Source organism: Streptomyces sp. XD-27 (genome assembly GCF_030553055.1).
In the GTDB taxonomy this organism is placed as follows: Bacteria; Actinomycetota; Actinomycetes; order Streptomycetales; family Streptomycetaceae; genus Streptomyces.
Map to the genome: position 1 here is coordinate 1445509 of NZ_CP130713.1, position 20663 is coordinate 1466171.

15 protein-coding genes and 2 pseudogenes are annotated in these 20663 nt (G+C 72.7%); 4 read left to right on the forward strand and 13 right to left on the reverse strand.

Translation table 11 applies throughout. The features are described 5' to 3' along the window. Nucleotides 1-102 precede the first annotated feature (102 nt). The 4 genes and pseudogenes from Q3Y56_RS06110 to Q3Y56_RS06125 form a co-directional block, all read right to left on the reverse strand. Nucleotides 103-645: a hypothetical protein gene (locus Q3Y56_RS06110; protein ID WP_304460936.1), complete on the reverse strand. Its 543-nt coding sequence runs from the start codon at nucleotides 643-645 to the stop codon at nucleotides 103-105. Nucleotides 646-757: 112 nt separating this feature from the next. Beyond that, the gene (locus tag Q3Y56_RS06115; RefSeq protein ID WP_304460937.1) at nucleotides 758-1351 is read right to left on the reverse strand and encodes a TetR/AcrR family transcriptional regulator; all 594 of its coding nucleotides are present in this window, start codon (nucleotides 1349-1351) and stop codon (nucleotides 758-760) included. Between the two features lie 28 nt (nucleotides 1352-1379). Beyond that, nucleotides 1380-3034, reverse strand: a pseudogene (locus Q3Y56_RS06120) (AMP-binding protein). A gap of 112 nt (nucleotides 3035-3146) precedes the next feature. After that, the gene (locus tag Q3Y56_RS06125; RefSeq protein ID WP_304460938.1) at nucleotides 3147-3911 is read right to left on the reverse strand and encodes an SDR family oxidoreductase; all 765 of its coding nucleotides are present in this window, start codon (nucleotides 3909-3911) and stop codon (nucleotides 3147-3149) included. A 177-nt stretch (nucleotides 3912-4088) separates the two neighbouring features. On the opposite strand from Q3Y56_RS06125, the gene Q3Y56_RS06130 reads away from it, so the two are divergent. Continuing rightward, the gene (locus Q3Y56_RS06130) at nucleotides 4089-5492 is read left to right on the forward strand and encodes an erythromycin esterase family protein (RefSeq protein WP_304460939.1); all 1404 of its coding nucleotides are present in this window, start codon (nucleotides 4089-4091) and stop codon (nucleotides 5490-5492) included. Nucleotides 5493-5518: 26 nt separating this feature from the next. Here the strand turns inward: Q3Y56_RS06130 and Q3Y56_RS06135 are convergent, their stop codons facing one another. Beyond that, nucleotides 5519-8317, reverse strand: coding sequence for a penicillin acylase family protein (locus tag Q3Y56_RS06135; RefSeq protein ID WP_304460940.1), 2799 nt, complete (start codon nucleotides 8315-8317; stop codon nucleotides 5519-5521). A gap of 203 nt (nucleotides 8318-8520) precedes the next feature. Between Q3Y56_RS06135 and Q3Y56_RS06140 the strand changes: the two genes are divergently transcribed. Both Q3Y56_RS06140 and Q3Y56_RS06145 read left to right on the forward strand, forming a co-directional pair. Next, nucleotides 8521-9132, forward strand: a complete 612-nt coding sequence (locus Q3Y56_RS06140) for a hypothetical protein (RefSeq protein ID WP_304460941.1) — start codon at nucleotides 8521-8523, stop codon at nucleotides 9130-9132. Between the two features lie 241 nt (nucleotides 9133-9373). Further along, nucleotides 9374-9835, forward strand: a complete 462-nt coding sequence (locus Q3Y56_RS06145; protein WP_304460942.1) for a MaoC family dehydratase — start codon at nucleotides 9374-9376, stop codon at nucleotides 9833-9835. A 12-nt stretch (nucleotides 9836-9847) separates the two neighbouring features. Here the strand turns inward: Q3Y56_RS06145 and Q3Y56_RS06150 are convergent, their stop codons facing one another. Both Q3Y56_RS06150 and Q3Y56_RS06155 read right to left on the reverse strand, forming a co-directional pair. Further along, nucleotides 9848-10507, reverse strand: coding sequence for a TetR/AcrR family transcriptional regulator (locus tag Q3Y56_RS06150; RefSeq protein ID WP_304460943.1), 660 nt, complete (start codon nucleotides 10505-10507; stop codon nucleotides 9848-9850). A 33-nt stretch (nucleotides 10508-10540) separates the two neighbouring features. Next, nucleotides 10541-11692, reverse strand: a complete 1152-nt coding sequence (locus Q3Y56_RS06155) for an acyl-CoA dehydrogenase family protein (RefSeq protein WP_304460944.1) — start codon at nucleotides 11690-11692, stop codon at nucleotides 10541-10543. Nucleotides 11693-11772: 80 nt separating this feature from the next. Between Q3Y56_RS06155 and Q3Y56_RS06160 the strand changes: the two are divergent. Further along, nucleotides 11773-12419: pseudogene (locus tag Q3Y56_RS06160) on the forward strand (TetR/AcrR family transcriptional regulator). A 10-nt stretch (nucleotides 12420-12429) separates the two neighbouring features. Here Q3Y56_RS06160 and Q3Y56_RS06165 read toward each other — a convergent pair. From Q3Y56_RS06165 to Q3Y56_RS06190, 6 genes are all read right to left on the reverse strand, one after another. Further along, a complete protein-coding gene (locus tag Q3Y56_RS06165; protein WP_304460945.1) occupies nucleotides 12430-13512 on the reverse strand; it encodes a zinc-binding dehydrogenase in 1083 nt (360 codons plus the stop codon). Nucleotides 13513-13607: 95 nt separating this feature from the next. Next, on the reverse strand, nucleotides 13608-15026 hold the full coding sequence (locus Q3Y56_RS06170; protein WP_304460946.1) for an aldehyde dehydrogenase family protein: 1419 nt from the start codon (nucleotides 15024-15026) through the stop codon (nucleotides 13608-13610). Nucleotides 15027-15112: 86 nt separating this feature from the next. After that, a complete protein-coding gene (locus Q3Y56_RS06175; RefSeq protein WP_304460947.1) occupies nucleotides 15113-15757 on the reverse strand; it encodes a class F sortase in 645 nt (214 codons plus the stop codon). After that, nucleotides 15747-16697 carry a hypothetical protein gene (locus Q3Y56_RS06180; RefSeq protein ID WP_304460948.1) on the reverse strand — a complete coding sequence of 317 codons (951 nt, stop codon included), beginning with the start codon at nucleotides 16695-16697 and terminating at the stop codon, nucleotides 15747-15749. Before Q3Y56_RS06180 ends, Q3Y56_RS06175 begins: the two co-directional genes overlap by 11 nt. Nucleotides 16698-16828: 131 nt before the next feature. After that, complete coding sequence (locus tag Q3Y56_RS06185; RefSeq protein ID WP_304460949.1) at nucleotides 16829-18268, reverse strand: CitMHS family transporter; 1440 nt, start codon at nucleotides 18266-18268, stop codon at nucleotides 16829-16831. Nucleotides 18269-18432: 164 nt separating this feature from the next. After that, entirely contained in the window at nucleotides 18433-20658 is a 2226-nt protein-coding gene (locus tag Q3Y56_RS06190) for a molybdopterin oxidoreductase family protein (protein WP_304460950.1), read from the reverse strand. Nucleotides 20659-20663: the final 5 nt, after the last annotated feature.

Sequence of the window (20663 nt, forward strand, 5' to 3'; positions counted from 1 at the left end):
GTCATCTTGGTGTTCCCAGGATGCCCGGTCCTCGAAGACCGGAAGGCCGGTTCGGCGGGAGCGGACGGAATGCGACCAGAAGCAGACCGGGAGTCGACCCTTTCAGTCCTCGTTGCCAGGCCCCGCCGCGGACGAGACCCCGAGGTCGATGCGCATCTGCCGCCGCATGAGCTGCAGTTCGCCCCGGATCCGGTCGATCGCCGCCCGGACCTCGTCGAGTGAGTCCCCGGGCCGCAGGTCACCGTTGTCGAGGCGTTTGAGCATGCCGTAGGTGGTGTTCAGTGACCGGTTGACGCCCTGTGCGAGGTCGAGTATCGGGTCCGGAACCCGCAGTTGGGCCTCGGCGTAGCAGTCCCGGTGGGCGTCGCGGGCCTCGGTCAGCCGATGGCTCGCGTCATCGGTGCCCACCGGTTTGAGGAGGGCGTGCATCATGTCCGTCAGCGCGGCAGCATACTGACGGGCGGCGGTGTTCAACACGACATAGGCCTCGCGCCTCATCTCCACCGCTGCCCGGCGCTCCTGTGCTTCCAGCTCCTTCGCCCGCTGCCGGTCCGCGTACTCCAGCTCGCGCTGCCGAGTGCGATCCGCCGCGCGCTGGGTGAGCACGGCGGACAGCAGTGTCCCCAGCACACCGACGACAGCCACGCAGAGTGCCGTCGCGCTGCCCGTGTCCATCCCGCCCGGCCCCCGGTTCGACGCCCGTGTTCGTCCGCCGGTCAGCCTAGGGCCGTGCCGCCGGAGGGCGAAGGAGGCGAACCTACGGCCGCAGCGCACGCAGCAGCAGGTCCGCCAGATGGTCGGCGACCTGCTGCGGCGTGAGCGGGCCGTCCGGCCGGTACCAGGCGCCCAGGTGGTGGACGGAACCGAAGTGGTAGTCGACCACCAGGTCGGCCGGGGTGGCGTCACTGAACACCCCGCTGCGCTGACCCTCCTCGATCAGTTCCCGGAAGCGCTCGTGGTAGCGGCGCCGCTCGGCCCGTACCTGCTTGAGCTTCTCGGGGCCGAGGTGGTGCATCGACCGGAAGAAGATCGTGGCGTCGTCGAGGTTCTCGATGGTGGTGACCACGACGTCGGCGGCGGCGTCGCGCAGCCGCTCCTCCACCGGGGCGTCGGCGTCCGCGAACGCGTCCAGGCGCTCCTGTTGGAGGCGCAGCACCCGGCCGTACACCTCGTGCAGCAGGTCGTCCTTGGAGCCGAAGTAGTGGTAGAGGGCTCCCTTGGTGACGCCTGCGGCCTCCACGATCTCCTGGACCGACGTGCGGTCGTAGCCGCGCTCGGCGAAGAGGCGAGTGGCGGCGGCCAGGAGCCGCTGTGGAACCGGTTTCGCATCGCCGTCCGTCGTTCTGGCCATCGTCGCCACCTGCCTCTCGTCCGTGCGCTTACCTACGGGAACGCAGTTCCCGCCGGAGGATCTTCCCACTGGTGGTCTTCGGCAGCTCGGGGAGGATCTCCACCTCGCGCGGGTACTTGTACGCGGCGAGCCGCTCCCGGCAGTACCCGGACAGTTCCTCACCCGCCGCCCGCGCGCCCGGCCGCAGGCTGACGTACGCCTTGACCGTCTCGCCCCGGTAGGGGTCGGGGACGCCCACGACAGCGGCCTCGCGGACCGCCGGATGGGTGTACAGCACGTCCTCCACCTCGCGGGGCCAGACCTTGAAGCCGGACGCGTTGATCATGTCCTTCTTGCGGTCGACGACGTACAGCCAGCCGCCCTCGTCCATGAAGCCGATGTCGCCGGTGCGCAGCTCACCGCCGGGCAGGGCCGCCGCGGTGGCCTCCGGGGCGCGCCAGTAGCCGGGGACGACCATGGGGCCGCGTACGGCGATCTCGCCGGGCTCCCCGAAGGGCACATCCCGGCCGCCGTCGTCGATGATCCGCACCACCGTGTCGGGACCGGGGACGCCGACCGCGAGGGTGCCGGAGACCGGGTCGACCGGTGCTTCGACCCCGCGCGGCACGCTGGCGCACGGCGCGGAGCACTCGGTCAGGCCGTATCCGTTGTGCAGATACAGGCCGTACTCCGACCGGAACCGCTCGACCAGGGCGGGCGGCAGCGGCGCACCGCCGGAGGACACCATCTGGAAGGAGCTGAAATGATCCCGGCCGGCCTGGGGGTGGGCCATGAGCGCCATGAAGGCGGTGGACGGGCCGACGGTGTAGACGGGGCGGTGCTCGGCGAAGGCGTCGAGGACGACGCCGGGCTCGAAGCGGTAGGCCAGCGCCAGGGTGCCGCGGCCCGCGAAGCAGGCGGAGAGCTGGCAGACCATGCCGGTGATGTGGAACAGCGGGGCCAGGGCGAAGAAGGTCGCGCCGTCGGGCAGCGCATGGCCGACGCGCTGCCGGTCGGCGTTGTAGACGAGGTTCCCGTGGGTGTTCATGGCGCCCTTGGGCGCGCCGCTGGTTCCGGAGGTGTAGCTGATCAGCGCGATGTCGTCGGGGGTGATGTCGACGGCGGCGGGGGCCGGGCGCCGCGGCGCGCGACGGCGAGGAGGTCCTCGGCACCGTCCGGCGGATCCGCGGCGGCGCTTCCGGGCTGGAGCACCCGTACGTCGTCGCGGGTCTGGAAGTCGCCGTCGCGGGCGGTGAAGGCCAAGGTCACCGGCGAGTCGGCGGCCACGTCGCGGACGTAGGCGCGCCAGGCGCGGTCGCCGCAGACCAGCGCGGTGACGTCGGCGTCCCGCAGGATGTGGGCCAGTTCGCCCGCCTTGTACATCGGGTTCACCGGGACGACCGCGCCGCCCGCCTTCCACGCGCCGAGCAGCGCGAGCACGAAGTGCGGGGTGTTCTGCAGCATGACCGCGAGCCGGTCGCCGGGCCGGAAGCCGCGACCGGCCAGGTGTCCGGCCACCGCGTCGGTGAGGGCGTCGACCTCCCGGTAGCTCAACCGGCCGTCGAAGTAGGCGATCGCCGGGTGGTCCGGCGCGGCCCGGAGGGCGTCCCGGAAGGCGTGCAGCACGCTGGGGCGCGGCCGCACGGGCGCCCGCTGCACGTCGTTGAGTCGCGCGAGCCACGGCTGGTCCTGGTACGAGGTCATGGGTACGGCCCCTTGTCTGCTGTCTGCCGGAGGGGGTGCCGAGTGCGGGCCGTCCCCGGCCGACGTCGGCGCCTGGCGGTGCGATGGTACGTAAGGAACCGGAGGGCATCGTTCAGCCGGTGCTCTCCTCCACCGTGCGCTGGATGTGGTTCATCTTCTCCAGCCAGCGGTCGGTCTCGGTGGCGCGGGCCGCGTAGAAGCGGCCCACCTCGGGGTGCGGAAGGATCAGGAAGCGCTCGGCGGCCATGCCGGCGAAGACCGCCTCGGCGACCTCCTCGGGCTCGATCGCGGTGGGTGCGAGCACCAGGTCGCCGGTGGGTCCGGCGGAACGCAGCATGTCGGTGCGGACGCCCTGCGGGCACACGGCGTGCACCCGGACGCCGCGGTGCCGGTAGGTCGCGGAGAGCCATTCGGCGAAGGCGAGCGCGGCGTGCTTGGAGACGCTGTAGGGCGCGGAGCCGACCATGGTGAGCAGTCCGGCGGCCGAGACGGTGGCGATGAAGCGTCCTTCGCCGCGCTCCAGCCAGTCGGGCAGCAGGTCGCGGGCGGCCCGCACATGGGCCATGACGTTGACGTCCCAAGCGCTCGCCCACACCTCTTCGAGGGCCTCGGGGCCGCCGGTGAGGGCGATTCCGGCGTTGGCGCAGTAGATGTCGACGGTGCCGCCCAGGGCCTCGCGGGCCGTGGGGACGATCGCCGAGGCGTCGCCGGGGACGGCCGTGCCGCCGATCTCGCCGGCGACCGCCGCGGCCTTGGCGGCGTCGAGGTCGTTGACCACGACCCGGGCGCCTTCGGCGGCGAATCGGCGGGCGAGGGCGGCGCCGATGCCGCCCCCCGCTCCGGTGACGACGACGCCCTTGCCGTGCACGGTTTCCACGTCTGGATCTCCCTCACGTCCGGCTCGACCGGCTCGCATACTAACCAGTCGGTTTGCCGTGGTGGAAGGGGGCCGACCGGATGACGGTGGTGCTGGCTCCACCTCAAGACGGGTACATACGGGATGGTCCCGCCCACCGCCCCCAAGGACCCTTGAGCCATGAAACGGCATCGATCCATGAAGCGACATCAGCTCGTCTTCGTCACGGCACTGACGGCCTGTCTGGGAGTGCTCATGACCGCCGCGTTACCGGCGTCGGCGGCCTCCCCGCCCCGGGAGCGCCGGGAGGACGCGGCCCCTCCGCCCGAGGTGGGCGAGGACGGCGCCGTCGCCGCCATCGAGCGCGCGGCCCATCCCCTGCGGTCCACCAAACCGTCCGGTCCGCTGGACGACCTGCGGCCGCTCGGGCCCATGCTCGGGGACGCGAAGATCGCGGGGTTCGGCGAGGCCACCCACAGCTCGCACGAGTTCTTCACCATGAAGCACCGCGTCTTCCGGTACCTCGTCACGCAGAAGGGCTTTCGCACCTACGCGCTGGAGGCGCCCTGGAGCACCGGGCTGCGGCTCAACGAGTACGTGCTGCACGGCGAGGGCGACCCGCGGCGGATCATGAGCGAGGACTTCCAGGAGTCCTACCTCTTCTGGAACACGCGCGAATACCTGTCCCTCGTCAAATGGATGCGCACGTACAACCGGGCCCACCCGCACGACCCGGTCCGGTTCATGGGGAACGACGCCGCGTACGCCGGGCCCGAGCTCTACGACAGGGTGACCGCGTACCTCCGCCAGGCCCGCCCCGAGCTGCTACCCGAGGTCACCAGGCTCTACCGCGGTCTGCGCCCGGCCACGGACACCTATTCATACATGAGGGCCTATCTGGCCAAGCCGCCGGCCGAACGGCGCGCGATGGCATCGCGGACGGGACGGGCGCTGGAGCTGCTGCGGCGCGCCCGTCCCGCGTCCGGCCGGGCGGCCCATGACGGGTACGCGTGGGCGCTGCGGCACGCGACGGCCCTCGACCAGACGGCCCGGTTGTACGCCTTCGACCCCAAGGACCCGGGCGAACTCGCGAAGGCGATGGTCTTCCGCGACCGGACCATGGCCGAGAACACGCTGTGGTGGCAGGAGCGGACCGGGGACAAGGTCATGCTGTCCGCGCACAACGGGCACGTCGGCTACGAGTCGGTCTACCCGGACCGGTACCCCAAGACGCAAGGCGGCTTCCTGCGCGACCGTCTCGGCCCGGACTACGTCAACGTCGGGTTCTCCTTCCACCACGGCTCGTTCAACGCCACCGAGGCCGATGACCCGCTGGTCGACGAGGAGGTCCGGAAGATCAGCCTCGGGGCCGCCGCCCCTGGGAACAACGAGCCCGCCCTGGACCGGGTGGGTTACGACGACTATCTGCTGGACATGCGCACCGCTCCCACCGAGGCGCGCGACTGGCTCGGCGTCGCCCGGCCGACGCGCGCGATCGGCACCGCCTATCCCTGGCCGGACGCCCAGGTGGCGCTGGCGCGCTCGTTCGACCTGCTCATCCATCTGCACGAGGTCCGGGCGGCGGACCGGTTGCCGCACTGAGTCCGGCCCGGCGGTGGCGGGCGCGTTCAGCGGTGTGCGGGGAACTCCACGACCTGCTGGTAGGTGGGCCGGTTCTGCCAGTTGACCGGGGGCTGGGTGATCCCGCCGAGGGCGCGGTGGATGATCGCGTCCGCGCACCACTGGTCGCCCGCCGCGCAGTGGGCGTCAGCGGGGTAGACCTCGGTGGCGGGCTTGTCCAGCGCCCGCTTGAGGGTGGCCAGCAGGGTGCCGCGGCAGACCGCCAGGTCGCCCGCGCCGCAGTACGGCCTGGCCAGGCCGCCCTTGACCTCCTCCCCGAGGACCGCGCGCAGGTCCTTGTCGACGTAGGACCACCAGCCGTACTGGAAGGAGGACCCGGCATGGGAGCCGGTGGGCCCGTGCCCGGCCGACGGAGACTCGTCGATGGGCAGGTTGGCGCGCAGCCGGTCGTACAGGTCCGGGCCGAGTCCGGGCGCGAAGACGGCCTCCACGAGCAGCGGCCACCAGGCGTCCATGATGCGGACGGCGTCGGCGTGCCCGTAGGTGTGCGAGCCCGGCGACGTCTCGCGCCGCTGGGCCCCGGCGGCCCGCCAGGAGTCCAGTTGCCCGATGGCGGTGGCGAGCCGGGGGTCGTCGACCGGTGCGCCGCGCACCACCTTCAGCAGCTCGGGCAGTACGTCCTCGCCGCGCAGATCGGTGACGGCGGCCTCGGCCATGGCCCGGGTCAGCGAGGCCCGGGTGACGCCGCCGCGCTCGACCAGCTCGCGTACGCGGTCGTCGAGGAGGTTCCCGCGGTGCACGGAGCCGTTGCCGAACCCGGCCGCGGTGTAGCCCTTGGCGATCTTGTTGTTCCAGCTGGTGTAGTAGTCCTGGTCGACGGACTGGGGGTGCTCGGCGGGCGGGGTGTAGGCGGCGGTGTTGAGGGCCGGGTCGAAGTCCCGCCACTCATACGGCGCTTCGGCCTTGACCGGGAGGGACGGATCGACGTCGGCGGCGCGCACCAGGTTGAGTCCGCTGTTGTAGTAGGCGGTCTGCCGGGAGTCGGCGTAGAACCAGTTGAAGGTGTAGTTGATGTGCTGCGCCGCGCTCTGGAAGGACGCGGCGTCCCGCACGTGTCCGGGGTCGTTCAGCATCTGGAAGCCGATGATGGAGTCGGCCTCGTGGCGGTAGGTGGCGCGCAGGGAGGTGTACGCGACGGGCTTGCCGTCGACCGTCGCGCGATGCGTCACCAGGCCGTACCGGGTGCGGTGCACCTGCATGCGGTACGAGCCCTCGGCGGTGGGGTCGGCGACGGTCGGCTTCCAGGCGTTGCGTCGCTCCAGCTTCTCCATCGGCAGGCAGGCGCCGTGGTAGCGGTAGTGCGTCGCGTCCTTGGCGGGCGTGCCGCCATCCGGGGAGCACAGCTCCACCGCGTAGGTGTCGGTGACGTCCTGGGCGGAGGTGGTGGCGGACCACGCGTAGTCCTGGCCACGCCCCAGTTGGACGTACATCCCGACGCCCGCGAAGGAGGCGCCGCGCGCGCTGATGCCCGGCCCCTGGAGTTCCTGGAGCATCAGCAGCTGCGGGGCGAAGTAGCCGGTCTGCGGGCCGAAGACGGCGACCGGGTGGCCGCTGGCGGTGTGCTTTCCGGAGACGACGAGGGCGTTGGACATGCCGTGCTTGCGGCTGAACAGGTCCGCGGGCAGCACGCCGTCGTCGTAGATGCCGCGCAGCTCGTCGAGGGTCGCGGGGGCCTTGACGCGCTTCGTGGCGCGGGTGACGGCGCTGCCGGTGCGGTCGAAGACGAGCGGTTCCGGCGTCACGGAGCCGGGGTCGGGCAGGGCGGTGCCCTTGGGGTCCGCCGGTTTGCCGGCGTACGGGAAGGCGGCGTCGCGCACGGTCAGGGCGGCCTCGGGGTCGTCACGCTCGCGGAACGACTCCCACACCCGGGCGCCCTCGGCGATGCCGTACTTCTGCTGGGCGGCGAGCAGCGAGAGCGCGGACTCCACCTCGCCGCCTCCGCCGTTGCCGAAGAGCGCGCCGACGACGGAGGCGAGGGCGATCAGGTCGGTGAGCTTGAAGGGCTGGATCTCGCCCGCGTTGGTGATGGCGTCGACGTGCCCGGTGAGGACGTACTCGCCGGGGAAGTAGCGGCCGTTCTTGGCCTGTTCGCGGTAGGCGTTGATGCCGTCGACGTACGCCTGGGCGTCGGCCATGGCCTGCCTGCCGCGCTCGCCCTGGGTCGCGAGGATGCGGTCGATCTGGGCCTGGTAGTCGGCCTCGGTGTACGGGGCCTGCCGGAAGAAGTCCTGCTCCAGGCCCTGGTTGGACTCCGCGCCGCCCGCGAACGGGGTCAGCTCACCGCGCCCCACATGCCGGAAGAGGTCCATCAGCCACAGCCGGTCCTGTGCGGCGGCATATCCGGCGCCGAACTCGGTGCCCTCACGGGTGGTGCCCTGGATGTGCGGGACGCCGGTCCTCTTGTCCCGGGTGATCGTGACGTCGTCCCGCGGCCTGGTGACCGAGGCCACCTGGTCGGCGGGGACGCCGAAGGACGCGTCGTTGAAGAACTCGGTCAGCGACGCGTCGGTGAGCGTGGGGTGGCCGCCGACGAGCTTGTCGTACGGCGCGAGCTGGTCGTCGTTGTGCGCGGGGCGCGTGCCGAACACCTTGTGGGCGAGGATCTCCGCCAGCGTGGCGTTGCCGTTCGCGCCGGGCGGCAGGATGTCCGAACAGCGGCCCTGGCAGTAGTCGGTGACGGGGTCGGCCGCCTGTGCCGCCGGTGGCAGCGGGGTGGCGAGGGTCGCGCCCAGGGCCAGCAGGGCGGCGCCGGCGATGCTCCTGAGCGTACGGGTACGTCGTCGCATTCCCGCTCCTCACGCCACATGCGCGGATGCCGAACGCGTTGGAGGTTACCGGCGGTATGCCGCATCGGGAAGATGAGCGGCCGTCATCTCTTGCATACGACTTCGGCCATTCCCTGTCGCAACCGGGTTTCCGGGATCCTTAGTGCGGCGCCGTACGTCTCACCGACGACGAGTCGGGTTCCGCACCAGCGGAGGTGGGAAGAATGGCCGGTTTCAGAGCGCTCGCACGAGAGGTGCGCGATCCGGAGAGACACATCGCGCAGCGACGTAGCGCATTGCGCAAGTGCCTTGAGCGGTTCGCACCCTACGGCCATCGGGCGACGTGGCACCATCTGTGCACCCGGGCCGGGATCGCCCCGGAGGACCGGGACCCCGATCCGGCGCGGCTGGTCCGCGCGCTGGAGGAGTTGGAGGAGGCCCGCGCCCTGTGGCTCGCCTACGAGGCCGAGTTCGCCGAGCGGCGCAGGCAGGAGAAGCACGAGGGAATCCGGCAGCCGAGCGCTGTCGACGACTGGCATCTGCGCACCTGGGGCGGGTGCGACATCGTCCCGTGCGAGAGCCCCACGGCCCATCCGCGCGGCCGGCTGGCCGCCGTGCTGCGCCGGATGATCCAGGCGATGGAGGGCCGGCCGGCCGGAGCCTGCCCGGTCTGCGCCGAGGAGCACCTCGCCTGGCGGGAGGACCTCGACCACTCCCCGTGGGCCGGTCCGGTGTGCACGGGCTGCGGCATCGTGGTGCCGACGCCGATCCTCACGGCCGCGGCCCTGACGGCGGCCAGGCGCCTGGCGCACAGCCGGCGGTACGCGACCGTGTGAGCACGGCCGCCAGGCCCCGCCGCGCACCGGCCGGGGGAACGGCGCGGCGGGGCCCGCGACCGGCGGGGACGACACGACGGCCGGGATGGCCGGGCGTTGACACGCGACGATCACGTGAGCATGCTGAGCAAGCGCTTAGTGAGTGCGCCACCGAAGTGGCTCGACGAGATGGCTCGACGAGACGGCTCCGAAGTGGCTCACCGAAGTGAGACGCCGCATTGACCCGCCGAGGAGGCACCGGATGGCAGCGCCCAGGATCTTCCCTTCCCTCGACGAGCTGCGGGCCGCGGTCGGCGAGGAGATCGGCCCCGGCGAGTGGCTGGAGATCGACCAGCGGCGGATCGACCGGTTCGCGGAGGCGACCGGCGACCACCAGTGGATCCATGTCGATCCGGAGCGGGCGGCCTCCGGACCGTTCGGCACGACGATCGCGCACGGCTACCTGACCCTGTCGCTGCTGCCGTGGTTCACCTCGCGGCTGCTGCGCGTCGAGGGTGTGCGCATGGGCGTGAACTACGGCGTGAACAAGGTCCGCTTCCCCTCCCCCGTCCCGGTCGGCTCCCGGCTGCGCGCGACGGCGCGGATCGCGGAGGTGGCCGAGGTGAAGGACGGCGTCCAGCTGACGGCCGTGGTGACCGTGGAGCGCGAGGGCGGGGAGAAGCCGGCGTGCGTGGCGGAGTCCGTCAGCCGCTTCTACCTCTGAGCCCCGCGAGGCTTACGGGCGCCCCGCGCCGTCCGCGCCGGCCATGCGCAGGACCAGGTCCGCGTACAGCTCCCCGACCTCGTCGGGGGTCCGCCGCCCCGCCGGGTTGAACCAGCGGGCCACGTCGATGCAGAGCGACAGCACGGCGACCGTGGTGCCCGAGACGTCCGGCACGTCGAACACCCCCGCCGCGACCCCGTCGTCCAGGATCGCGCGCACCGCGCCGTCGATCTCCCGCCGCAGGCCGATGATCTCCGCGTAGTGCTCCTCGGCGAGCGCTCCCAGCTCGTACTGGACCACGCGCGCGGTGGTGTGGTGCTCGGCGTGCCAGCGGACGAAGGACCGTACGGCGGCCGCGAGCCGCTCGGCGGGACCGCCACCGCCGTTCGCCGCGTCCCGGACGATGCCGAGGGCGAGCCGGTGGCCGACGCTGCTGATCCGGTAGAGCAGCTCTTCCTTGGTCTTGTAGTGGATGTAGAGGGCGGCGGGGCTCATTCCGGCCCGGCCCGCGATGTCGCGGGTGGTGGTGGCGTGGTAGCCGCGCTCGGCGAAGGCGTGCACGGCGGCGATCACCAGCCGCCGGGCCGCGTCCGGCGTGATGCCGGCCCACTGCTCGGCCCCGTCCGCCGCCTCGGTCCCGTTCACCTCGGGCCCGTCCGCCTCCGTGTCCATGGCGCTCACCCTACATGGCGGGTGAGCAAGCGCTCAGAACGCCGAGACGCCGGTCAGCGCGCGGCCGATGAGCAGCTTGTGGATCTGGCTGGTGCCCTCGTACAGGGTCATCACCCGGGCGTCGCGCAGCAGCTTCCCGACCGGGTACTCGTCGATGTAGCCGTAGCCGCCGAAGACCTGGAGGGCGTTGTTGGCGCAGCGCACGGCGGCCTCGCTCGCGTACAGCTTGGCCACCGAGGACTCGGTGGCGAACGGCCGCCCGCGGTCGATGAGGTCCGCGACCCGCCAGGTGAGCAGCCGCGCCGCGTCGACGTCCACGGCGATGTCGGAGAGCAGTTCCTGCACGAGCTGGTGGTGGGCGATGGGCCTGCCGAACTGCTCGCGTTCTCCGGCGTACCCCACCGCGGCGTCCAGGCATGCCTGCGCAATGCCCACGCATCCGGCGGCCACCGACATCCGGCCCTTGGCCAGGGCGGACATGGCGACCGAGAAGCCCTTGCCCTCGTCCGCGACCCGCGCCGCGGCCGGGACCCGGACGCCGTCCAGCACCAGTTCGGCGGTGGCCTGGCCGCGCAGCCCGAGCTTGCCGTGCACGGTGCGCCGGGTCAGCCCCGGGGCGTCGGCGGGGACGAGGAACGCGCTGACGCCCCGGTGGCCGGGCTCGGCTCCGGTACGGGCGAAGAGCAGCACCACGTCCGCCCAGGTCCCGTTCGTGATGAACATCTTGGTGCCGGTGATGACGTAGTCTCCGCCGTCGCGCACCGCGCGCGTGGTGAGGTTCGCCGCGTCGGAGCCGGTGCCGGGCTCGGTCAGGCCGAAGCAGCCGACCGCCTCCCCCGAGCACAGCCGCGGCAGCCACTCCCGCTTCTGCTCCTCGCTCCCCCACGCGGCGATCGACTTGGCGACGAGGCCGAGCGAGACCGACACGATGCCGCGTACGGAGGAGTCCCCGCGGCCGAGTTCCTCGGTGACCAGGACATAGGCGAGGTGGTCGCCCGCGGAGCCGCCGTACTCCTCGGGGACCGTCAGCCCCAGGAACCCCAGCGCGCCGAGCTTGCCCACGATGCCGCGGTCCACGCTCTCGGCGCGGTCCCATTCGGCGGCGTGCGGAGCGACCTCGCGGGCGACGAAGTCCCTGGCGAGCTCGCGGACCGCGGTCTGCTCCTCGCTGAGCGCGAGATCCATGGCGCACCTCCGTAGGCGTCTCGTCTGCCGCGTAAACTATCAGCGCTAGTTTTCCGGCGGAAGCCTCTACCATGTGGCGCATGGCCCGCCCCCGGACACCCCTGCTCAGCCGCGACCGCATCGTCGCGGCGGCACTGGCGCTCGTGGACGCGGAGGGGCTCCAGGCGGTCTCGACCCGCCGGCTCGCGGCCGAACTCGGCGTCAGCGGCCCTTCCCTGTACAACCACTTCACGACCAAGGACGAGATCCTCGACGCGGTCGCTGACACGGTCGTGGCGCAGGTCGACATCTCGATGTTCGACGGGGGACGCACTGGCGTACCGCGCTGCTGGAGTGGGCCCGCTCCTACCGCTCGGCGCTCACGGACCACCCGCACATCGTGCCGTTCCTCGCCCAGGGCCCCGGCCGCCGCCCGGCCGGGCTGCGGATGGCCGACGCCGTCTTCGGCTGCATGGTCCAGGCGGGCTGGCCGCCCGCCCACGCCACCCGGATCGGCGCGCTGATGCGCTACTTCGTCGCCGGGTCGGCGCTGGGCTCGTTCGCCCGCGGCTTCGTCGACGACGCCACCGCCTACGATCCGGCGGACTATCCGCACCTCGGCCAGGCCCATCTGCTGGCGGACCATCAGCAGCGGGTGGACGAGGGCGCCTTTGAGACGGGGCTGGCGGCGCTGCTGGACGGGCTGGCGCTCCAGTACGCACAGCTGCCGCAGGCGAACGCGACCTAGCCGCGCCTGCTCAGAAGACCACCAGGGCCCGGCCGCCGCGGCCCTGGAGCATCGCGTCGAACGCGGCGGGGATGCCGTCCAGGCCGATCCGCTCGGTGACCATGGCCCCGAGGTCGAGCCGTCCGGCACGGACATGTTCGGCGATCACCGGCAGGTCCCGGGCGGGGTCGCTGTCGCCGTAGACGCAGCCGGAGAGCGTGCGGCCGAAATAGAACAGCTCCAGGGCGGAGAACGACACCTGCTGGTCCTTGCCGCCGATGCCCACGACCGTGGTGCGGCCACCTCTGCGCGTGCACGACCACGCCGTACGGATCGTCTCGGCGCGCCCGACGCACTCCACGGCGACGTCCGCCCCGTGGCCGCCGGTCAGCTTGCGGATGCGCTTGGCGGTGTCGTCGCCCGCGAGGACGAACTCGGTGGCTCCGGCCGCACGGGCCAGGTCCTCCTTGGCCGGGGAGACGTCGACCGCGACGACGGTGCCCGCGCCCGCGATCCGGGCGGACTGCAGCACGGCCAGGCCCACCCCGCCGACCCCGAAGACCGCGACCGACTCGCCGCGGCGCACCCGGGCGGAGTGGTGGATCGCGCCGTACCCGGTGAGCACCGCGCAGCCGAGCAGGGCCGCGTCCGCGAGCGGCACCCCGGCGGGCAGCGGCAGCACGGCGCGCTCGGGCACCACGGTCTCCTCGGCGAAGACGGCGGTGCCGAGCCCCGGGTAGAGCGCGCTGCCGTCGGCGGCGAGGGTCGCGTACGGCGCCTCGGCGGCGGCGCCCGCGTGGGCGCACAGCCACGGCTCGTCCAGCCCACAGAAGTGGCAGCCGCCGCAGGCGGGTGCCCAGTTGAGGACGACGGGGTCACCCGGGGCCACGGCGGTCACGCCCGCGCCGACGGCGACGACGGTGCCCGCGCCCTCATGGCCGAGGACGGCGGGCACGGGCTGCCGCAGGGTGCCGTTGGACAGAGACAGGTCGGAGTGGCAGACCCCGGCGGCGGCGAGCCGGATGCGGACCTGGCCGGGGGCGGGGTCGGGGAGGTCGATCTCGGCGACCTTGAGCGGGGCGCCTATGGCGGGCAGGACTGCGGCGCGGACCATGTGCGTCTCCTTGGGCGGCGGCTGGGTGGTGGCAATGCGCAGCCCGTCCGGCGACTGAGGAGAGCAAGGGAACGGCGGACAGGGCGGCAGCGGTGTCAGAGCTGGAGGGACTTCGTCTGGAGGTACTCGGTCATACCGTGTACGCCCAGCTCCCGGCCCACCCCCGACTGCTTGTAGCCCCCGAACGGGGCAAGCAGGTTGAAGCGGCCGCCGTTGATGTCGACCTGGCCGGCGTGCAGGCGGCGGGCGAACGCCACGGCCGCCTGCTCGTCCGCCGACCAGACCGCGCCCGCCAGCCCGTACACCGTCCCGTTCGCGATCCGTACCGCGTCGTCCTCGTCGGTGTACTTCATGATCGCGACGACCGGGCCGAAGATCTCCTCCTGCGCGATCGCCATGTCCTCGGTGACGTCGGCGAAGACGGTCGGCCGGACGTAGTAGCCGCGCTCCAGCCCGTCGGGGGTCTCCGGTCCGCCCGCCACGAGCCGCGCTCCCTCGGCGAGGCCGCGCTCGATGTAGCCGCGCACCCGGTCCCGCTGGGCGGCGTTGACGACGGGGCCGAGCCGGACGTCCGGGTCGTGCGGGTCGCCGGGGACGTACGCGGCGGCCGCCTGCGCGGCGAGCGCGACGGCCTCGTCGTACCGGTCGGCGTCCACCAGCATCCGGGTCCAGGCGTTGCAGGACTGGCCGGAGTTGCGGAAGACGTTGGCGAGACCGGTGGTGACGGCGCGCGCGAGGTCCCCGTCCGGGAGGATCACGTTCGCCGACTTGCCGCCCAGTTCGAGTGCCACGCGCTTGACCGCGCCGCCGGCGATCGCGCCGATCCGCCGCCCGACGGCGGTGGAGCCGGTGAAGGAGACCAGGTCCACCTCCGGGTGCTCGGCCAGCGCCTGGCCCGCGACCGGGCCCAGGCCCGTGACGAGGTTGAACACCCCGGCCGGGAGGCCCGCCGCGTCGACGGCCTCGGCGAAGAGCCGGGCCACCAGCGGGGTGTCCTCGGCCGGCTTGAGGACGACCGTGCAGCCCGCCGCGAGCGCCGGGACGATCTTGGCGGTGATCTGGTGCAGCGGGTAGTTCCACGGGGTGATGGCCGCGACGACGCCGACCGGCTCGTGCAGCACGGTGGAGTTGCCGATCTTCTCCTCGAAGGAGTGCTCGGCGGCGAGCCGCGCGTACGACCCGGTGACCGCGATCGGCAGGTCCGCGTGGACCGCCTGGGCGAAGGCGAGCGTCGCGCCGAGCTCCGCGGTGACCGTGGTCGCGATCTCGTCGCGGCGGGCGGCCAGTTCGTCGCGCAACGCGCCGAGCAGGGCGGCACGCTCGGCGGGCGGAGTCGCGGCCCAGCCGGGGAACGCGGCGCGGGCGGCCCGTACGGCGGCGTCGACGTCCTCGGCGGTCCCGGCCGGGACGCTGCCGATGACCTGTTCGTCGGCCGGGTTCACGACCTCGATCGTGTCCGGGCCCGCGGCGGGCCGCCAGCGGCCGCCGATGTACATCCCGTCGTGGACGGTCATGGGGTCCCTCCCGCGCGGCAGTTCGTCACCCCGCCAAACTAACGCCGGTAGTTTTGCGGTGCCAGAGGGGGTTCCCGTGCCGTCGATCACGCCCTCGCCGACGTCTGCTTGACCCCGGTCAGATGGGAGAAGACGACGATGTTCGCGGCGTAGCCGCGCCGCTGGTCGAAGGTGCCGCCGCAGGTGAGGAGCCGCAGCTCGGGGCGTCCGCGCGGGCCGTACACCCGGTCGTCGGGGAAGGCGTGCTTGCCGATGGTGCGGACGGCGTCGACGGTGAAGACCGCGGTGCGTTGGTCCTCCCGGAGGACGTCGATCACGTCGCCCGGCCGCAGGTCGTCCAGGTTGAGGAAGACCGCGGGCCCGGTGCGGGTGTCGCGGTGGCCCACGACCACGGCGGTGCCCATCTCGCCGGGCGCCGGGCCGTACTCGTACCAGCCCGCGAGCCGCGGCTCGTCCACCGACGGGGTGGCGATCCGGCCCTCTGTGTCCAGTCCGAGGCGGGTGACCGGCGCCTCCAGGGCGAGCGCGGGAATGGAGATGCCGGTCGCGGGCGACCGAGGCAGCGGCGCGTGCCGCGGCGCCGCCGGCGCGTTGTCGGTGACGGGCCCCCGGGACGACACCCGGTGCAGCGCCCAGACACCCGCCACCAGCGCCAGGATCGCGCCCGCCAGGACCAGCAGGAGGCGGACGCGACCCTGGAAACGCGGCGTCGGCCGCGGCTCAGATGACACCGTTGGGGCGGCGCCGGGCGCGGCGCAGCAGGAACAGTCCGGCAGCACCGGCCGTCCCGGCGCCCGCCACTCCGACGATGAGGCCCGCGGACAGGCCGGAGCCGGAGTCGCCCGACTCGCCGCCGCCGCCGGCGCCCACCGGGCCGCGCGGTGCGACGTTGGCCGAGTCGCGGGTGTCGGCCGCGTCGTCGGAGGAGAGGTCGGCCTTGGTGTCGGCGCCGGCCGCGATGCTGTCGTCGGCGTTGCGCTCGGCACCGGCGGCGCCCTCTTCCGTGGCACCCTCCTCCGTCGTGCCCTCCTCGGTGGCGCCCTCCTCCGCGGTGCCCGCTTCAGTCGCCCCTTCCTGGGCGGTGCCCTCCTCGGCGGCCGTGCCGGTGGTGCCGGTGGCGGCGTCGTCCGCGGACCCCTCATCGGCGGTCCCCTGAGCGCCTTCGGCGGGGTCCGAGGCCTCGGCGTCCTGGCTCAGTGCGTCGTTCTCACTGCCCGCCGCGGGCCGCGGGGCGGCCTTGCCCTGCGAGGCGCAGTCGACGTTGAACACCTTCTGCTTGCCCGCCCTGGTCTGGCCCTCGATGTTCCAGGTGAGCCGGTAGGTGCCGTCGGGCAGCGACAGCTCGTCGGTGCGGCCCATGCCGCCCGCCAGGCTGATGCCGCCGGAGAGGCCGCGCGACCGGGCGTCCTCGCCCTGCGGGACGATCGCCCAGTTGACCTCCTGGACGGTGTCGAAGTCGAGCCCGGCCAGGTAGAAGCCGCAGACTCGGGTCTCGTTGCGCTGATCGGTGACGGGGGTCCCGGCGCTGTGCACCTTGACGTCGCCGTTGTCACCGGGCGCCGCGACCGCGGCCGGTGCGGCCATCCAGGTGGCGGCTCCGCAGGCGAGGGCGGCGAGAGCGGCGGCGCTGCGGCGGGTTCCGAGGGGGGGAAGGGGTACTGAAGTGGACACGCGTGCGCTCCTTCAAGCCTGGGATTTCGTACACATCGATCGAGTGACTACCTGTCACGCAGACTTGGAAGAGAAACGATAAAGCGCCAATAGATACCCGATAATCCCTCAATCAGCGCATAGCATTCGCGTCAGATGATCCCGAACAGGACTCCCGCCGCCAGGACCACCAGCGAGGTGAGCGCCGCCCACTTCACGACGAAGCGGGTGTGGTCGCCGAACTCGACCTTGGCCATGCCCACGAGGACGTATACGGCGGGCACCAGGGGGCTCGACATGTGCAGGGCCTGGCCGACCAGCGAGGCGCGGGCGATCTCCATGGAGTCCACGCCGTGTGCGGCGCCCGCCTCGGCGAGGATCGGCACGATGCCGAAGTAGAAGCCGTCGTTGGACATGAAGTAGGTCAGCGGAATGCTGAGGACGCCGGTGACGATGCCCATGTGCGGGCCCAGGCCGTCGGGGATGCCGTCGACCAGCCAGCGCGCCATGTGCTCGACCATGCCGGTGCCGGAGAGGACGCCGGTGAAGACGGCGGCGGCGAAGACCATGCCGGAGACGTTGACGACGTTCTCCGCGTGGGCGGCGATCCGCGCCCGCTGGTCGGGCATGTGGGGGAAGTTGACCGTGAGCGCGATGGCGGCGCCCAGCAGGAAGAGCACCGGGATCGGCAGCGTCTCCATGATCATCATGGTGAGCAGCGCGACGGTGAGCGCGGCGTTGAACCAGTAGAGCTTGGGGCGCAGGGTGGGCCGGTGCGGGTCCAGGCCCTGGAAGCCGTCGCCGGACGCCTCGTCCGCGTCCGTCTCGGGGCCCTCGGCCGCGCCGTCCGCGTCCGCGCCGGTCCCGGCGCCGCCGGTCGGCCGCTTCGAACGGGCCGCTCCGCCGGGGGCGTCACCGGCCGGCACCAGCAGCTGCTCCGCCTGTTCTGCCTGCTCCGCGACGTCGTCGAGGGTCAGCAGACCCAGCCGCCGCCGCTCGCGGAGGCCGAGGACGTAGGCGAGGACGAAGACGAAGAGCAGGCCGACGGCGAGCGCGGGGATCATCGGCACGAAGATGTCGTTGGCGTCGAGCTTGAGGGCGGTGGCGGCGCGGGCGGTGGGGCCGCCCCACGGCAGGGTGTTCATGACGCCGTTGGCCATGGCGGCGACACCGGTCATCACCACCACGCTCATCTTGAGCCGGCGGTAGAGCGGGTACATCGCGGAGACCGTGATCATGAAGGTGGTGGAGCCGTCGCCGTCCAGGGAGACGATCGCGGCGAGGACGGCGGTGCCGACCACGATCCGCATCGGGTCCGCCTTGCAGAACCGCAGGATGCCGCGGACGATCGGATCGAAGAGGCCGACGTCGATCATGACGCCGAAGTAGATGATGGCGAACATCAGCATCGCGGCGGTCGGCGCGAGGCTGCCCAGACCGTCGAGCGCGTAGTCCCCGAGGTGGGCCCCCTTCCCGACCAGGACGCAGAACAGCGCGGGGATGAGCACCAGCGCCGCCAGGGGGGACATTTTCTTCAGCATGATCAGCACCAGGAAGGTGGCGATCATGCCGAATCCGAGGATTGTCAGCATGCGGTTTCCTCACGTTCACCGTCGAACTCCGCCCGGGGATGGCGGTGAGGTGACCGTAGGGGCCGCAACTTTGCGTTAACAAGGTCTTGACGCGTGAGCAATAAGCGCAGAACCCCAGGTCAGGTGAGGGGTGTCGACGGGATCAGGTGCGGAGTCCTGCCGGATCAGGTGACGGGGGCCAGCTGGACCGGGTAGCCGTTGAGGACGGCCGTGCCCGACAGGGGGTCCAGACGGGAGCCGTCCAGCAGCTGGTTGACGTTCACGCCCGCGTGGTCCGCCGCCACCGCCGTCCGGGTGCCGGGCCGGTCGTGGCCCCAGCCGTGCGGCAGGCTCACCACTCCGGCCCGTACCGTGTCGGTGATCTCGACCGGCACCTCCAGCTCGCCGCCGTCACCCTTGAGCCGGGCGCGCCCGCCGTCGGTCAGGCCGAGCCGCGCCGCGTCCGCCGGATGCACCTGGAGGGTGCAGCGGTTGCTGCCGCCGACGAGCACGGGGACGTTGTGCATCCAGCTGTTGTTGGAGCGCAGATGGCGGCGGCCGATGAGGACGAGTTGGTCGGCGGTCCGCGCGGCGAGCGCGCGGCGCAGCCGCGGCACGTCGGCGGCGATCGGTTCCGGGCAGAGTTCGACCGTTCCGCTGCGGGTCTTGAGCAGGGCGGGGATACGGGGGCGCAGCGGCCCCAGGTCGATGCCGTGCGGGTGGGCGAGGAGCCGGTCCAGGCTCAGGCCCTCGGGGTCGGCGCCGAAGCCGTCCCCGTACGGGCCGAGCCGCAGCATCGTGTCCAGCCGCCGCTCGGCGCCGGTCTCCCCGGTGAGCCGGGCACCCAGCTCGGCGGGGACCCGGCCGTGGACGGGTGAGAGCGGGTCGGCGACTGCCTTGCCGAGGGCGGCGTCGACGACCATCGCGTCGACCGCTTCCGGGTCGCCCTCCTGGTCGCTCGCGCACAGCACCAGGCGCGCGAAGATCGCGGCCTCGCTGAGCGCGCCCTCGGCGAGCGGCACGGCGGGGCGCGAGTAGCGGACCTGGTTGCGGACGGCCAGGGCGTTGAAGGCGTAGTCGAAGTGCGGGCTCTGGCTGGGCGGCGGTGGCGGCAGCACGACATGGGCGTGCCGCGAGGTCTCGTTGAGGTACGGGTCGACGCTGACCATGAAGTCCAGCCCGGCCAGCGCCCGGTCCAGCCGGTCCCCGTCCGGGGCGGACAGCACGGGGTTGGCGCCGGCCACGACCACCGCGCGCACCTGGCCGTCCCCCGGCGTCTCGATCTCCTCCGCGAGCGCGACCGCGGGCAGCTCGGACTTGACCTCGGGGTGGCCGCTGACCCGGCTGTGCCAGCGGCCGAGCGCGAAGCCCTTCCCCGGCTCGGGCGGGCGCTCGGCGCGGGCGGTGGCCGCGAGCGGGAACATCAGGCCGCCGGGCCGGTCGAGATTGCCGGTGAGGATGGTCAGCACGTCCACCAACCAGCTGGTCAGGGTGCCGAATTCGACGGTGCAGCTGCCCAGCCGCCCGTAGACCGCGGCCCGTTCGGCCGCGGCGAGTTCACGGGCGAGCGTGCGGATGTCGTCGGCGGGCACGTCGCACGCCTCGGCGACGGCCTCGGGGGTGAAGTCCGCCGCCAGCCCGCGGACGTCCTCGACTCCGGTGACATGGCCGGACAGGTCGCCGAGGTCCACCAGGTCCTCGGCGAAGAGCACGTGCACCATCGCGAAGAGCAGCAGCGCGTCCGCGCCGGGGCGTACGGCCATGTACCGGTCGGCCATCCTGGCGGTACGGGTGCGCCGCGGGTCGAGCACGGTGATCCGCCCGCCGCGCCGCCGGATCGCCTTGAGCTTGCCGGGGAAGTCGGGGGCGGTGCACAGGCTGCCGTTGGAGTCGACCGGGTTGGCGCCGATGATCAGCAGGTGGTCGGTGCGGTCCAGGTCGGGGACGGGCAGCGCGTTCGCGTCCCCGTAGAGCAGCCCGCTGGAGACGTGCTTGGGCATCTGGTCGAGGGTGCTGGCGGTGAAGACGTTGCGGGTGCCCAGCGCCCCGATCAGCAGGGGCGGGTAGAGGCCGCCGGCCACCGTGTGCACCATGGGGTTGCCGAGCACGACGGCGGTCGCCTGCGGCCCGTGTTCCCGCGAGACCGCGCGCAGTCCGGCGCGCACGGCGGCGAACGCCTCGTCCCAGGTCGCCTCCGCCAACCGCCCGGCGCGCCGCACCAGAGGCCGCCGCAGCCGGTCCGGGTCCGCGTCGAGGGCACCGAAGGCGGCGCCCTTGGGGCAGATGAAGCCCCGGCTGAACACGTCGTCGCGGTCCCCGCGCGCGCCGGTGACCCGGCTCCCCTCGATGGTCAGGCTGAGCCCGCAGGTGGCCTCGCAGAGCGGGCAGACGCGCAGGGCGGTACGGCTCATCGGTC